The sequence below is a fragment of the Nonomuraea sp. NPDC005650 genome (assembly GCF_040605375.1).
Lineage (GTDB): Bacteria > Actinomycetota > Actinomycetes > Streptosporangiales > Streptosporangiaceae > Nonomuraea.
The window spans coordinates 182233-198841 of record NZ_JBEXCR010000004.1; the positions used below are offsets into that span (position 1 = coordinate 182233).

The 16609-nt window shown below is 72.6% G+C and carries 4 protein-coding genes; 1 reads left to right on the plus strand and 3 read right to left on the minus strand.

Annotated features, from left to right (window positions below; genetic code table 11):
* Positions 1-70: 70 nt before the first annotated feature.
* On the minus strand, positions 71-1288 hold the full coding sequence (locus ABZS69_RS08760) for a T3SS effector HopA1 family protein (protein ID WP_355368738.1): 1218 nt from the start codon (positions 1286-1288) through the stop codon (positions 71-73).
* 278 nt (positions 1289-1566) lie between these two features.
* Here ABZS69_RS08760 and ABZS69_RS08765 point away from each other — a divergent pair, with 278 nt between their 5' ends.
* Positions 1567-14556: a hemopexin repeat-containing protein gene (locus ABZS69_RS08765; RefSeq protein WP_355368740.1), complete on the plus strand. Its 12990-nt coding sequence runs from the start codon at positions 1567-1569 to the stop codon at positions 14554-14556.
* 3 nt (positions 14557-14559) lie between these two features.
* Here the strand turns inward: ABZS69_RS08765 and ABZS69_RS08770 are convergent, their stop codons facing one another.
* Positions 14560-16059, minus strand: coding sequence for a multicopper oxidase family protein (locus ABZS69_RS08770; protein ID WP_355368742.1), 1500 nt, complete (start codon positions 16057-16059; stop codon positions 14560-14562).
* An 11-nt stretch (positions 16060-16070) separates the two neighbouring features.
* On the minus strand, positions 16071-16535 hold the full coding sequence (locus ABZS69_RS08775; RefSeq protein WP_355368744.1) for a hypothetical protein: 465 nt from the start codon (positions 16533-16535) through the stop codon (positions 16071-16073).
* Between the last annotated feature and the right edge of the window lie 74 nt (positions 16536-16609).

The following is a 16609-nucleotide window of genomic DNA, read 5'->3' on the forward strand; positions in this document are numbered from 1 at the left end:
GGGAACCCGACGCCCACCCGGACCGCGCCGTGGCGGCGGGTGGGCGGCCGGGGCGGGCGGTTCGAGGTGGCTAGCGGGCGCGCGGGCCGGGTGGGGCGTTGAGCTGCTGGGTGACGTACTGGTGGGTGTTGGAGGGGTCCACGTTCTTCTGCGAGAACTTCGCGAGGACGGCGTTGTAGAACGCGGTCTCGCTGGTGAGCCGCGGGTTCTCCTCCACGACCTCCTGCATCACCTCGTCCCGCCGCGTGGTGAAGCTGGCGCCGCCCGCCTCGTCGGCCCAGGCGATGCCTTGGGTGATCACCGAGTAGAAGGGGGCCAGCCTGGCGTCCAGATGGTTCGCCGGGATGGTGCCGGTGAGCGTGTCGACGATTTGCTCTCCCACCCGGTCGGTGGTCGGGTCGGTGGCGTCGGTGGTGTAGTAGATGACGATCTTGTCGGCCTTGGTGACCGGCTCCATCGCCTTGAAGCTCATGAGCACCTTGAACTTGGAGATGAAGGGGCTGACGGAGGGGTCGTCGAACTGGGTGAGCATGGCGTCGGCGACCTGCAGGGCGGAGTCCTGGGACCAGGCGTTGACGACGATGCGCCGCCGCACGCCGTTCTGCGGGGACGGGTTTCTGCGGTTGTTGGTGAAGTGGAAGTAGTCGCCGCTGGCCAGCGCCTGGGGCCACGGCGAATCCTGAGATTCGAGCCCGATGAGCCCCTGACGTTCAAGGTCGATGTACGGGTTCATTACCGAGCGCTTGGACGGATTCATCATGTAGGGGCTGTCGAAGTAACTCATTTCGACGTAGTTCTTGCTCAGGGCGTTCGCGTAATCGTCGCGGCGCCTGCCGGAATTGTCGTAGAAGCTCGAATACTGCAGGGTGATGAATGCCTTGTCGGCTTTTAGCTTGTCGGCAAAAGGCGGTTCCGGAAGTTGCACGGCTCGTCTGAGCATGGGGGTCGGTCTGAAGGTCGGGGTGATGGCCTGCTGGGTCTGCGCCGGATGCGTCGCGACCTGGCCGGTCGTCGGCTGATCGGTGGTGGTGGTGTTCGGGGTGCCGCCGATGGGATGCGGGGTGACTCCGGTGGGGTGGGTGGTCGTGGTGTGGCCGGTGGGGTGGGCCGTCGACGGGGTGCCGTCCGTGCCGGGCGTGCCTGGCGTGTCGGGCACGTTGGGCGTCGGGGTGCCGGTGTCCGGCGTCGGGGTGCGGGTCGGTCCCGTGGCCTGGGTCCGGTGGGTGCTGACGAGGACCTTCTGGCGGGTGGGGGCGGTCGAACCGCCGCCTTTCTTTTTGCCGAACATGGCGAAACCTCCGAATTGATCCCCCGAACCGGCACCCATGGTTGCCCATGGCCCTGCCCGCTGAGAACTAACGAGGTGGACAGAGAAATGGCGCCCGGCGGCCGGGTGTCAGCGGGCCGAAACAGATGGAGAGTCGCCGCGGGCCGGTCCTGATACATGCCCGCCCTTTTTGGACAGTCGCGCTGGATCTGTATTGATTTCCTCGGGGCCGGCTCCGCAAGAGTCGGCTCAGCAAAGGCCGACGGTAACCATCGGGGACCTAGCGAGGGGAGCGCCCCGTGTTCACAGACAAGTCCCTGCCCGACTACGAAATCCTCTTCGAGGAAGAGGGTTCGCCCGTCTGGCAGGAGGACGAGGCCAGGTCGGTGTATTCGCCGGGCGCGTACCTGACCGAACTGCTCGATCTGCTGGACGGCGTGTTCGAGCGGTCGTCGCTGCTCGACCCGGACCGGCGTCCGGACCTGGCCGGGATCCCGCTCGACGGCGAGAACACCTTCACCGCCGCGCCCTACCTCGACATCGTCAACGAGGTGCTGGAGCGGCTCGTCGGCGACGACCCGTACGAGACGCTGAAGAGCGCGCGGCACCCGCTGAACCTGCCGTTCTCGCTGGACGAGACGCGGATCGCCACCTACCTGCGCCACCTCGGGGTCACCCCGGAGGAGTTCCACCGGCTCTTCACGCCGGAGCCCGACCCGGACGTCCTCGCCCGCGTGTGCCTGGGCCTGACCTCGGACGAGGCGGTGCTGATCACGACGCCGGCCGGCGACGAGGCCGAGCTGGCGGCCCGCTACGGGCTCGCCGCGGACGAGCGGTTCGGCGTGCTGGAGAACGTCGAACGCTTCCTCGCCGCCACCGGGCTCACCGGGCTGGAGCTGCACGACCTGCTGGAGCCGGGCGCCGGGAGCGGCGGGGTGGAGCTGAGCGCGGACGGGACGCGGCTGGTGCCGCGCGCGGGGTCGGCGCCGGTGCCGTTCGCCTGGTTCGAGCACGTCAACCGGCTCGTGCGGCTGGCCCGCCGGGCGGGGCTCACCCCGGCCGACCTCGACCACGTCCTGACCACGTGCTGCGCCGGCCGCCTGGACGGGGCGGCGCTGCGGATCGTCGCCGTGACCCTGCGCCTGCAGCGCGACTACGAGCTGCCCGTCGCCGACGTGTGCGTCCTCGCCGCGCCCGTCGTGACGACGGCGCCCGAGCTCTCCGGGGACCTGCTCGCCGCGCGCAACAAGGAGCGGCTGCGCCTGCTGGCCCGCGCCGTCGAGACGTCCGAGGCCGACATCACCGAGACCGTGCTGCGGTACCGCGCCCGCCACGCGGCGCTGGAGCCGAGCCCGTTCGACCGCGCCGCGCCGCCGCTGCCGGTGGCCACGCTGCTGCGGCGGGTCGGGCTCTACACGGCGGCGCTCGGCCTCACCGCCGGCGAGCTGTTCGACCTGCTGGAGGTGCTGGAGAGCGATCCCTCGCTGTGGCGGCACACCGCGTTCGCCGTCATGGTGCGGGCGCGGGTCCAGGACTGCCACCGGATCCTGGCCGGGACGGATCCCGCCGACGGCCTGTGGCTGGCCCAGACCCTGCACGCCGTGACGCGGTGGGCGCGTGACGGCGGGCTCGGCGGCAAGGACCTCCAGGAGATCCTCGGCGGCCAGGCGGCCGGGTACGGCGAGATCGCGCAGACGCTCGACGGCCTCGGCCGCGGCTTCGCCCCCGTGGCGATGGCGCCCGACCTGTTCGTCTCGCAGCGGTTCGGCCCGCGGGCCTCGCGCACCGTCCACGACGTGCTGACGGCCCGCGGCGACGGGATCGTCTCCGCCCGCGACGGCCGGATCCTCCGCCTCGACCCGGCCAAGGTCCTCCCGGCCGCCTACGACGCGGTCACCGCGCTCGGCGTGCCCGTCAAGGACGACTTCCGCGGGATCGGGCTCGGCGACCGGCTAGCCGGGAAGATCTTCGCGAACCTGGTTTTCGCCGGTCACCTGCGGTCCGACGGGACGCTCGTCACCCCGGTGCCGGCGGACCTGCGGCCGGCCACGGACTTCGGCTCCTTCAGGGAGCCGCTCTTCAAGCTGATCGGCAGCCTGCTCGACGGCGCCACCGCCTGCTACCCGTCCGACCTGGCCGCCCTCGACGGCGGCCTCACCGACGAGCTGCGGGCCGAGCTGTACGACAACCTGATCTACCTCGGGTACGTGGACGCCGACGGCGAGGTGCTCGACCCCGGCTTCTTCGCCGACGAGGCCAACGTGGAGCGTTTCACGACCGACGCCGGCCTCGGCGACCTCGCCGGACGCGTCCGGGCCGAGCTGCTGCGCCGGGACGAACGCTTCAGGGCGGCGCGGCCCGAGCTCGACCCGGGGATCTTCGTCGAGCTGCGGGTGGACGCGGCCGAGCTGATCGCGAGCCTGCGGTTCAACGGCTACCTGGACGCCGCCGGGCGCTACGCGGACATCGCGGCCCTGGCCGCGTTGCCCCTGGCGGAGTTCGGCCTGGCGCTGGAGTTCCACCCGTACCGCAAGGGCGTGCTGGAGGCGATGAAGGCGCAGATCGCGGCCTTCCGGGCGGAGCTCTACACGTTCACGCCGGCGGACTTCGCCGAGCTCGCCGACGACGCCATGGCGCGGCGGGTGATCGACGCGCTGGGGGAGGGGATCGCGGTCGGCGAGCGGTTCGCGCCGGAGGAGGCCGCGATCGTGACCGCCCGGCTGGCGGAGATCGCCGAGGACGGGCGGCCGTACCGGATCGACCTGGAGGCGATCGCCGGGCTGGGCTTCACCGAGGAGGAGCGCCCGCTGCTGATCGACCGGCTGGTCACGGCCGGGCACCTCGTGCCCGGCCTGGGCGTGCCGCGCGAGCGGCTCGGCTACTTCCGCACCGTCACCAACGCGCTGGACTTCACGCTGCCGGGGCTGGAGGACTACGAACGCGACCTGTTCTTCCTGCTCAACGCCGTCGCCGTGGAGATCCACGCGGCGATCGAGGAGATCGGGGCGGCGCTGGAGCGGCGGGCCGCCGGGCAGCGGCAGGCCCTGTACGACGCGTTCGCGGACGCCTTCGGCGTGCCCGCGGCCACCGCGGAGGCCATCTGCGTGGCGGTGATGGGTGGCGCGGAGGAGGCCCTGGACGTGCTCGTCGCCCCCGTGCTCGGCAAGGCGGACGGGCAGCACGAGGCCGCGCCGGCGGGCGGGAGCGACGGCCGGGCGTCGGAGGGCGGGAGCGACGGCCAGGCGTCGGAGGGTGGGAGCGCCGGTGACGGGGCCGCGCCCGCGCCCGTGGCCGCGGACCCCCGCCTGCGTCAGGCGTACCGGCGGATCCGCTCCTTCGCGCTGCTGGCCGGCCGGCTCGGCCTGGACGCCGCCGAGGTCACCGCCGTCTTCGACGACCAGGACCTGACCGGCAAATACCCCGAGCCGCTGGCGCTGCCTCCCGGCGTCGACCGCTTCGACGCGCTGCTGGAGAGCTCGGACGGCTCCATCTACATGTTCGGCGCGGGCGGCTACTGGGTCTATTCGGCCGCCACCCACGCGTTGTCCGGCCCGCGTCCCAAGCCGCTGGACGAGCTGTCGCCCCGCTTCACCGGGCTCACCGGCGTGGACGCCGCGTTCGCGCTGCCCGGCGGCGCCGAGTGGATCGTCGGGCGCGGCGACGACGGCGCCTCCCGGGTGTTCGTCAAGGACGCGGGCAGCAGCCGCTGGGTGGAGCGGGAGCAGACCTGGGGCAAGGTACGCAACGCCTTCGACCATCCCCGGCGGATCGACGCCGCGTTCGTGGACGAGGACGGCCGTACGTACCTGTTCTGCGGCGACCAGTACGTCCGCTACACCGCCGACGACTACGCGGCCGTCGACGAGGGATACCCGCGCGGCATCCGCGAGTGGTGGGAGCGCGAGGGCCAGGGCGCCCCGCTGCCCGCGGCCTTCCGCCGGTCGCTGGACGCGGTCTTCCAGGACACCGACGGGCGCGTGCACCTGTTCGCCGGCGACCGTTACCTGACGGCCGGCAAGGACCCGCAGCCCGTCGAGGGCACGTGGGGCAGGGTCCGCAGCGCCTTCGAGACGGCCCGCCGGATCGACGCCGCGTACGTGGACGCCGACGGCGGCCTCTGCCTGCTCTCCGGCGACCAGCTGGTCCGCTACTCCGACAGCGTCGAGAACGACGGCGTGTCCGTGGACGACGGCTACCCCCGGCTGCTGGCCACGGCCTTCCCCGCCGGGTTCACGCAGGACGTCGACGCGGCGTTCGTGGACAGGTCCGGCGTGCTGCACGTCTTCAAGGGCGGCAGGACGGTCGCCGGCGACGGGGCCGCCGTGGCCACGGCCGAGCGGTGGGGCGCCCTGCCCCCGGCGCTGCCCGGCGGCGGCGTGGAGGCGGCGTTCGTCGGGCTGGACGGCAAGACGTACCTGTTCAGCGGCGAGACCTACCTCAGGTACTCCGGCGCGGACTACTCGGTGGCCGATCTCGGCTACCCGCGGGTGATCGCCGGAGACTGGGGCGGGCTGCGGCGCGTGGACGCCTCCTTCGTCATGGACGGCAGGACGTACCTGTTCGGGACAGGCGGGCTGCTGTTCGAGCTGCCGCTGGAGCAGGCCGCCGAGCTGGACGCCGGGCGGCTGTCGCCCGCGCTGCGCCGCCGCTTCCAGGAGCACGGCCTGTCCTTCGCCGAGGACGCGGCCCCGGACGGCTCGTCGCCCCGGTGGCGGCTGGGCACCGAGCAGGGGATCACGGTCAGCCTCGAACGCGACGCGGCGAGCATCAAGGTCCACGCCGACGGCGGCGCCTTCTACGTCCGCTACTCCGGCAGGGACTACACCACGCCCGACGACGGCCACCCCCGCCCGCTGTCGGACAACTGGTGGAACCTGCCCGGCGGCCCCCTCACCGTCGACGCCGTCTTCACCGGCGGCGACGGCCGGACGTACCTGTTCTCCGGCGACCGGTTCGTCGTTTTCGACCACCGGAACCGCTGGTGGTCGGAGCCGCGCTCGACGCGCGAGCACTGGGACAGCATCCCGTTCGACCGGGTGGACGCCGCGTTCGTCGGCAAGGACGGCAGGACGTACGTCTTCGGCGGCGACCGGTACGTCAGGTACTCGACCTCCGACTACACGCGGGTCGACGACCGCTATCCGGCCGACGTGTCCGCCTTCTGGGGCAACGTCGTCAGCAACGTGGCCAGGACGGGCCGGGTGGACGCCGTGCTCGTCATGGACGCCACCGAGACCGTGAACGGCGCCGAGGTGACGCGCGCCTACACGTACCTGTTCTCCGGCGACCAGTTCCTGCGCTACGAGGGCGACGACTTCTCCCGGCCGCAGCCCGGATACCCGCGGGCCCTGGCCGAGCTGTCCAAGGAGCCGCGGCTGGCGAGCCTGCCGGTCACGCTCGACGGCGTGGACGCGGCCGTCGCCGACCGGCGCAACGTGTACCTGTTCAGGGGCTCGTCGTGCTTCGTCGTGTCCGACTCGGCGCACCGCGCGTACCAGCACCTGGACGACGTGCGCTGCGCCTTCCTCGAAGACGGCTCGCTGCTGGTCGAGCACGGGGACGGCTGGCGCCGGCACTCCTCCGTCGAGGCCACCGCGCCGCGCTCATGGAGGGCGAGCCCGCGCGTGCTGCGCGCGGTCCCCGAGCGGTTCAGGACCGGCCTCGACGCGGTGCTGGAAGGCGCGGACGAGCACACGTACCTGTTCAAGGGCCCGGTCTGCTACGACACGCGGCTCGGCCGCGAGTACCCGCTGGCGGCCGAATGGGGGATGCCGCGCAACACGATCCAGCAGGAGAACACGGTGGACGCCGCCTTCACCGGCAGGGACGGCAGGACGTACCTGTTCGCCGGCGACCAGTTCGTGGTCTACCCGCCGGACGACCCGGCGACGATCGAGGGCGACGCGCTGCCGATCGCGCCCCACTGGGGCGGGCTGACCGCCGTGGCCCTGGCGTACGTGCGGGGCGAGGAGACCTACCTGTTCGAGCCGCCCGGCCCGGACGGCTCGGTGCGCTACCTGCTCCACACCGGCGACGACTACCGCGCCCCCGGCCGTCTCCTGACCACGGACGCGGGCTTCTGGGAGGTCCCCGACGGCTACCGCCCCGCGGGCGCGGGCCTGCCGGACGCGGTGCTGGCCGAGGCCGGGACCCTGTTCCTGCTGTACGGCGAGCGGTGCGTGCGCTTTGACGAGACCACCCGCGAGTGGTCCTACCCGCGCCCGGCCGAGCGCATCTGGCCGGGCCTGACCGTTCAGACCGGCGACCGGCTCAAGGCCGCCTTCACCGCCGCCGACGGCGCCACGTACTTCTTCTTCCAGCACCGCTACACCAGGTACGCCGACCGGTCCTGCTCCCCTCCGGCCCCGATCAGGGACAGATGGGGCAGGTCGCGCAACCCGTTCGTCGCCGACGACGGCACCGCCAAGGTGGACGCGGCGTTCGTGGACGCCGATGAGCGCACGTTCCTGTTCTCCGGCGACCGGTACGTGCGCTACACCGGCTCCGAATACCGCTACATCGACCCCGGCTACCCCAAGAAGATCGTCGGCAACCTGCGGCGCGAGGAGGCGTTCGCGAACCTGCCGGAGTCGTTCGACGACGCGGTGGCCGACCGGCGGGCGATCGACGCGGTGGTGGGCAACCGGCGCACCGCGTACGTCTTCGTCGGCGGCGTCGTGCACGCCGTCTCCCGCACCAAAGCGGTCACCGACGACCTGGAGGGGTGCGGCCGGGTCCGCAACGAGCTCGCCGAGCGGCACCGGGTGGACGCGACCCTGGTCCGGGGCGAGCACACGTACCTGTTCTGCCGCGACCAGTACGTGCGCTACACCGGCACCGCCTACGAGTACGCCGACGACGGCTACCCGCGCACCATGGAGGGCTCGCTGGCCGCCGAGCTCGGCCTCCCGGCGCTGCCGGAGGAGTTCGCCGCCGGGCTCGACGCGGCCTTCCACGCCGCCGACGGCCGCACCTACCTGTTCAAGGGCGAGCGGTACCTGGTGAGGAGCACGGTCGCGCCGATCGCCGGCACCTGGGGCAAGGTGGACAACGCCTTCGCCGCCTCGCCCGCCGTCGACGCCGCCTTCGCCTCGCCGGACGGCGCCGTGTACGCCTTCAGATCCGGCCAGTACGTGCGCTACCTGCCGGGCGAGCTGGAGTTCGCGGCGGAGGGCTACCCGCGCACGGTCAAGGACGACTGGGGCGACCTGCCCGCCGCCTTCGAGGAGGGGCCCGACGCGGCGTTCGTCCTGCGCGGGCGCACCTACCTGGGCAAGGGCGAGGCGTACGTGCGCTACTCCGGCGGCCAGGACGCGGTGGACCGCACGTTCCCGCAGCTCTTCCGCCATCGCTGGTCGGAGGCGGCGGACTACCGCCTGAGCGACGTGCACACGGTCATCAGGTTCGCCGCCCTGGCGCGCTCCCACCGGGACGGGCTCGCCGCGTTCCTCAACGGCCCGGTGACCGGTGCCGTCGAGGACCCGTACGGGCGCCTGGCGGAGCTGTTCGGCTGGGACGCGGACGAGATCAGATGGGCCAGGCGCAACGCCCGCCTGCTGACGGCCGGCACGCCGGAGGAGGAGCGCTTCGAGATCGAGTTCCTGCTCCGGCTGGCCGAGGTGTTCGCCGTCGCCGCCCGGATGGGAGCCGGGCCGTCCGCGATCCACGACGAGATCTGGTCCCGCGATCCGCGGCAGGCCGCCGACGGCCTGTACGCGCTGCTCGGGCGCCGCCGTACTGACGAGGAGTGGACGGCGCTGTCGGGCCGCGTCCACGACGAGCTCAACCTGCTCAAACGCGACGCGCTGCTCGGGCCGGCGCTGCGGCGGGCGGGCGCGGCCACCTCGCGCGACCTGTACGAGCGCTTCCTCGTCGACGTGGACATGGGCGGCGAGGGCCGCACGTCCCGCGTGCGCGAGGCCATCGCGGCCACGCAGCTCTACCTGCACCGCTACCTGCTCGACCTGGAGCCGGTCGCCGTGCCCGCCGATCAGGACGCCGAGGAGATCAGGCGCCGGGTGAAGACCTGGTGGGCCTGGATGCGGAACTACCGGCTCTGGGAGGCCAACAGGAAGGTCTTCCTCTACCCGGAGAACTACCTGCGGCCCGAGCTGCGCTCCGCCAAGACCCCCGCCTTCGAGACGCTGCAGAACGACCTGCTCCAAGGCGAGATCACCGAGGAGTCGGCGCAGCGGGCCTACAAGCGCTACCTCGACGAGTACACCGAGGTGTCCCGGCTGGCGATCGCGGGCGGCTACGTCTACGCGGCCGACGGCGCCAAGCCGGGCGAGCGGCGGCTGGTGCTCTTCGGCCGCACCAGGACCGAGCCGCGACGCTACTACTGCAGGCAGGCCGAGTTCAGGGACGGCCAGCGGCTGTCGGCCACCTGGGAGCCGTGGGGCAAGGTCGACGTGCAGATCGACGCCGACAAGGTGCACCCGGTGCACGCCTTCGCCCGCGTGTTCGTGTTCTGGGCGGTCCCCGAGGCCGTCCCCCCGGAGACCCCGGCGCGGACGGGCGACGGCGAGCAGCCTCAGCCCGTCTACCAGGTCAAGATCTTCTACTCCTTCCTCAACCTCAACCAGGAATGGGTGCCCGCGCAGCAGCTCCCGCAGGGCAACCAGCACAACCAGCCGATCTCGGACATCACCCTGTACGTGCAGGCGTCCAGCACCGTGCCCGGCGGCGGCGACCACGACTCGATCGCCGTCACCTGCTCCTACCTGGCCGGCCAGGACCGCAAGGGCTACACCTTCACGCTCACCCCCGAGCTGTACGCCACCCGCGCGCCGGAGGTCACCGAACGCCCCAAGGTCGCCGACGTGCGCCGGATCTTCGACGAGCCGGTCGCCGAGTCCGGCGTGGTGCCCTTCAACATGCCGGTGAACAGCCAGGACGGCCCGTGGCTGAGCGTGGACCACAAGGGCGGCAGCTTCCTGTGCCGCCCGGTCCTCCCGGACCGGCAGCAGGGGCCCGCTCTCACGCTCAGGAACAACGCGGACCGGCTGCCCACCACCTGGAGCCGCATCGACGCCGGCGTCCAGCTCCCCGACGGCAGCCGCTACTTCTTCGACAACTCCCAGCAGCGCTACATCCTCACCCCGCCGGACGGGCAGAGCACCGGCCAGACCCGCCGGGTCACCGCCGACCGGTGGGGCCTGGTGGACAACCCGCTCTACCGCACGGGAAGGGTGGACGCCGCCCTGCAGCGCGGCAAGAAGATCTACCTGTTCTCCGGCACCGACTACTACTGCTACTCCGGCGACCCGTTCGGGCCGCCCGACGCCGGCTATCCGAAGAAGATCGCGACCAACGCCGAGGGCTTCCCCGCCTGGGACAAGGTGGACGCCGCCTTCGTCGGGCCCGACGGCAAGGAGTGGTTCGTCTCCTTCGGCAGGGGTTACGTGCAGGAGGCCACCGGCCAGCTCAAGCCCATCCGCGACCGCTGGACGCTGCCCGACAGGACCGCCATCGACGCGATCTTCGCCCTGGACGGCCACGTCTACATCGTCTTCGGCGACCGGTACACCCGCTTCACCGGCGACCACGACCCGGAGCGGCAGCCCCGCGGGCCCCAGCGCCCCGACAAGGACTACCCGCGGGCCCTGGCGAAGAACGACGACCGGCTGCCCGAGTCGGGGAACATCGTGGCGGCGCTGCCGTACGGCGACGGCGCCTACTTCTTCGACGCCTCCGCGCGGACCTACGCCTACCTCGGCAAAGCGGCCAGGCCGGGCGGGAACACCAGGGACCTGGGCAAGGTCGCCACCGCCATCACCGCGGCGGGCGCCGTGGACTGCGCCTACGTGGCCGACGGCAAGCTCTACCTCACCAGGGGCCTCGAACTGGTCCGCTACACGCTGGGGGCCGGCTCGTCGGTGCCGGACGCGATCGACGAGGGTTACCCCAAGCGGCTGCCGGTCCCGATCAAGGCCGTCTTCGTCAGGGGCGGGCGGCGCTTCGTCCTCGGCGACGGCGGCTACGCCGTGCTGGCGGCCGGCGCGGAGCCGGACGCGAACCTCGTCCTGACCCCGATGGACGGCAACTGGGGCGGCCTGCCCGACGGCTTCCCCGAGCGGTTCACGGGCGCGATGGACGAGGGGCAGCGGCTGTTCCTGTTCCTCGGCGACCGGTACGCCGTCTCGGACGAGCTGCCGTACGAGTACGCGACGCTGCCGCACGAGATCGTCCGCCTCACCTCCAGCACCGCGTACAAGCTCAACAGACAGCTCCTCACGGCCGGGGTCGCCGGCCTGCTCGCGCCCGAGACGCAGGAGACCGACGAGCTGCCCGGCTTCAGCTCCGAGAGGTCCGGCCCCACCACCATCAAGGTCACCTCCCGGGTGCCCGAGACCGGCCGGCCGGCCAGCTCGCACCTCGACTTCCAGAGCGCCAACGGCATCTACCACTGGGAGCTCTTCCTCCACGCGCCGCTGCTCATCGCCGGGGCGCTGAACGAGGCCCAGCGCTTCGACGAGGCGCGCCGGTGGTACGAGTACGTCTTCGACCCCACCCAGCCGGCCAGGTACTGGCGCTTCCTGCCGTTCCTGGCCGCCGACGTGCGCGCGCTGACCGGGAGCTGCCGCGCCGACCTGCGGGAGCTGGCGGAGCGGAACGTGGACGTGACGACGCTGGCGGCCCGGCTCGTCCCCGAGCTGGACGCGGTGGACGCCCTGGCGCCGGCCTTCCTGAACCCCCGCGAGCTCTCCGACGCGGAGGAGGCGGTCCTGACCAGGCTGGAGGGCGGCGCGCTGCGCCCGGTCGAGGACGCGCTGAACGCCCTCCCCAACCACCCCCAGGTGGGCAGCCTGCGCGAACGCGTGGCCATGCTCGCCCGGCTGCGCGCCTGGCACGACCTCATGGGCGACCGCGACGCGCTGCTCGACGCGTACCTGGAGGATCCGTTCGACCCGCACGCCATCGCCGGGCTGCGCCCCGCCGCCTACCGGCGGGCCGTCGTGATGGCGTACGTCGACAACCTGCTCGACTGGGGCGACCTGCTCTTCCGCCAGTACACGGCCGAGAGCGTGGACGAGGCGCGCATGCTCTACGTCTTCGCCCACGACCTGCTCGGCCCCCGGCCCGAGGCGCTCGGCCCCCGCGCGTTGCCCCCGGCCCGTTCCTACCGGGAGCTCGACGGCGGCGGCGGGACCGAGCTGGCGGAGCTGACCGCCGGCGGAGCGCTGCTGGAGGGGGCCGGCGCGGTGCACGCCCGGGTCGAGAGCGGCTACTTCCACGTCCCGGCCAACAGCGTGTTCCTCGACTACTGGACGCGCGTGGAGGACCGGCTGCGGAAGATCAGGCAGTCGCTGGACATCATGGGCATCAGCCGGCCGCTGCCGCTGTTCGAGCCGCCGGCCGACGTCATGGCGCTGGTCTCCAGCGTCGCCAGCGGCGCCTCGCTCGACCGGATCGCCGCCGCCCCGGCCGCCGTCATGCCGAACCACCGCTTCTCCTTCCTCTTCAGGCGCGCCGAGGAGCTGGTCGACAAGCTGCGCCAGCTCGGCAGCGACCTGCTCGGCGCGCTGGAGCGGCGCGACACCGAGGAGCTCGCGCTGCTGCAGAACCGGCAGGAAGGCGAGATCCTCGGCATGACCCGGGCCATCAAGGAGGCGGAGGTCACGGTCGCCACCGAGCAGCTGCGGGAGCTGGAGGCCGGCCGCGACGGCGCCGTCGAGCGGGCCCGCCACTTCGAGAAACTCATCGCCGACGGGCTGTCCGCGCTGCAGAAGGCCCAGATCGACATGATGGGGCAGGGCGCGACCGCGCACTTCGTGGCCGGCGGCCTCAAGATCGCCTCCGGGATCGCGATGGCGTTCCCGCAGGTCAAGCTCGGGCCGTTCATCATCGGGTCGGAGACCGGCGGCATCCAGGTCAGCGAGGCCCTCGACCGGGGCGCCGACACGGCGTCGATCATCGGCGAGGGGCTCAGCCTGAAGGGCGAGCTGTTCGGCGTGCAGGCCGAGCAGGAGCGCATGGCGCAGGACTGGCAGCTCCAGCTCGCCACCGCCCGCAGCGACCAGGCGCAGCTCGACCACCAGGTGGCCGCCGCCGAGATCCAGCTGGCCAACGCGCGGCGCGAGCTCGACGTCGCCACGCGGCAGATCACGCACCACGACGCCGTCGCGACGTTCATGAAGGAGAAGTTCACCGGGGCCGAGCTGTACGGCTGGATGTCGGGGCGGATGTCAGCCCTGTACTACCAGGGCTACAACCTGGCCTACGAGCTGGCCAGGTCCGCCCAGCGGGCCTACCACTTCGAGAAGGGCGCCGGCGAGGAGATCATCCGCCCGGCGTACTGGGAGAGCCGGCGCAACGGCCTGCTGGCCGGCGACGGCCTCTCCCTGGACCTGGAGCGGCTGGGCCAGGCCTACCTCGACCGCGACGCCCGCGGCCTGGAGATCATCAAGCGGGTGTCGCTGCGGGAGCTGGACCCGCTGGCCCTGCTGGACCTGCGGGAGTCGGGGCGGTGCGAGTTCGCGCTGACCGAGGCGCTGTTCGACCGCGACTTCCCCGGCCACTTCCGGCGGCGCGTCAAGACGCTGTCGGTGACGTTCGAGGGCGCGGACGGGCCGGTCGGGCTGAACGCCACGCTGACCCAGCTCGACAGCAAGACCGTGCTCGCGGCCGACCCCAAGGCAGTCAAGCACCTGCTCGACCCGAAGGGCGCGCCGCCGGACACGCTGCGCGCGGACTGGCGGCCCAGCCAGCAGATCGCGCTGTCGGACCTCGAACCGTACAAGGACAACAACGGGCTGTTCGAGCTGCGCTTCGACGACGACCGGTACCTGCCGTTCGAGGGCACCGGCGCCGTCTCGCGCTGGCGGCTGGAGCTGTCGGGCCGGCCGGCGGCCGAGTTCGCGGACGTGACCGTCGTGCTCAAGTACGTCGCCGAGCAGGGCGGGGAGGCGTTCGCGGGCGCGGTGAAGGGGCTGCTCAAGCCGTACGCGGCCGCCCGGTACTTCGACGTGGCCGCGGCGTTCCCGCAGGAGTGGGCGCGGTTCATGGAGGGGCCGGACGACGTGCTGGTGCTGCCGTTCACGGCGGAGATGTTCCCCGGCATGAGCGGGCGCCAGATCACCGGCGTGCACGCCGCGTACGCGGCGGCCAACGGCGGCGCCCCGGCCCGCTTCCTGCTCAACGGCGACCGGCGGCTCGCGCTCGACCAGGGCACGACGCTGCGCACGCCGGGGCTCAGCGTCGGCGGCCAGGGCTGGGAGCTGGTCCTGGACGGGGACAAGGCGGCGCTGGCCGGAGTGGGGCTGGTGCTCGCCTATCGGGCGCGATAGGGCTCACTCGGGCCGGTTGCCGGGCGGGCCGCCGACGGTGAACCGGGTGGTGACTCCCTCGTACATCAGATGGGCCGTGAGCCCTTCGGAGGCGTGGGGCAGGTTGTGGCAGTGGTCCATCCAGACGCCGGGGTTGTCGGCGACGAACGCGACCTCGTACGTCTGGCCGATCCCGACCTCGAGGGAGTCCACCCACCAGGGGCTGCCGGTGGCGGCCACGCCGTCGCGCGTGAGCACCACCGCGTGGTGGCCGTGCAGGTGCATGGGATGCGCCTCTCCGCTGTCGTTGGAGATGCGCATCCGCACCACGTCGCCCTCGGCCACGTGGAACATGGGCACGTCGGGGTACAGGCGGCCGTTGACCGTCCACCACACCCCCGGGACGCCGTCCAGGAAGCCGGGGCGGCGGCCCACGGCGTACTCGAAGCGCCGGTCGGGCTCGGCGGGGTCGAACCCGAGCGGCGCCCGGGTGCCGTACGTGAGCGGGTCGAGCGTCGCCGCCGGGCGCGGCACCGGGGGCGCGTCGTACGACGTCGAGCCGAGCACGACGCCGGCGGGCCCGCCCAGGTGGACCCGGACGGGGGAGCCGTCCGCGGGCATGGTGACCTCGAGGTCGGCGCGTCCCCCGGCGGCCACGGCGACCGCCTGGTCCCGCACCGGCGCGGGCCCGTTGACCTCGGTGCCGTCGACGGCCACGAGCCGGTACGGCGCGCCGCCCACCCAGGCCGGCAGGATGCCGTACTCGGTGTTGATCACCCGTACCCGCGCCCGCGCGCCGGGCGGCGCCTCGACGCGGACGTCGCCCTCGCGGCCGTTGACGGTGCGGACCCCGCCGTACAGGTGCACCAGGGCCACGACGTCGTCCGCCCGGCCCGGGCTTGCGCGCGGGGCGACGACCAGGGCTCCGAGCAGGCCGGCGCGGACCTGCTCATGCGACATCTGGTGCGAGTGGTACCAGAAGGTGCCCGCGCGGTCGGAGACGAACCGGTAGGTGAACTCCTCGCCCATGCCGACCGCGTCCTGCGTGACGCCCGCGACGCCGTCCGCGGCGTTGGGCACGTCGACGCCGTGCCAGTGCAGCGTGATGCCGCCCGGCACCGACTCGTTGACCAGCCGGACCTGGACCAGCTGGCCCTGGACGGCCTCGATGACGGGGCCGGGCGAGCGGCCGTTGAGCGTGTAGCCGTCGAAGGCGCGGCCGGAGGCCAGCCGGAAGCGCTCCTTGCGGGCGACCACGGTCATGTTGACGTCGGCCGGGCGGTCTGCGTCGGCGACCAGTTCCGTCACGTCGCGCCCGCCCCGGTGAGTCGATGGGTGGGCCGATGAGTGGGCCGAGGGACTGCGCGGCCCGCCGCCGTAGTCCGCGTACCCCATGTCCATGACGGAGTACGCGGCCGGCAGCAGGCTGTCCTGCCAGAGCCAGATCAGCGGCCCGAGCACGGCCGCCGTCGCGGCGCACGCGACGGCGGTGCGGAAACGGCCACCAGGGCGACTGCGGCGCATCGGGCGCGCCGTCAGCCGCGGGCCGCGTGCTGCGCCCCCGGCACGGCGGCCGGGCTCGCAGCCGCACCCCGGCGCGCCGCGTAGAGCGCCACGGTGAACAGCAGCAGCGCGTTGAGGCCGTGCACGAGGCCCACCAGCGGGATGCTGTGGCCGACGAGCCCGAAGGCGATCTGCAGGACGACCAGCAGCAGCACCAGCCCGGCCGCCTTCACGGCCCCGGGGAGCCTCGCCCAGAACGAGCTGATCAGCAGGAGCAGCGCGAGGACCGGGATGACGAAGATCCCGTTCATGCCGTGGATCATGAGCCCCAGGGCCTCGGCGAACGGCGTCTCGCCGCTCTCCATGAGCGCCTTGTCGACCACGCCGCCCCCTTCGACCCACAGGCCGAGCCCGGCGTCGGCCCAGACCACCATCGACGCCTGCACGGCCACCTCGATCGCCACCAGGTAAGCCAGGACCTTGTAGACGTGTTCCATCGAACCCTCCCGCGTTCCGGTGTTGTCGCGGGCCACGTTAGGGAGGGCGACTTGGGGCGCGATGGTCGCAGACT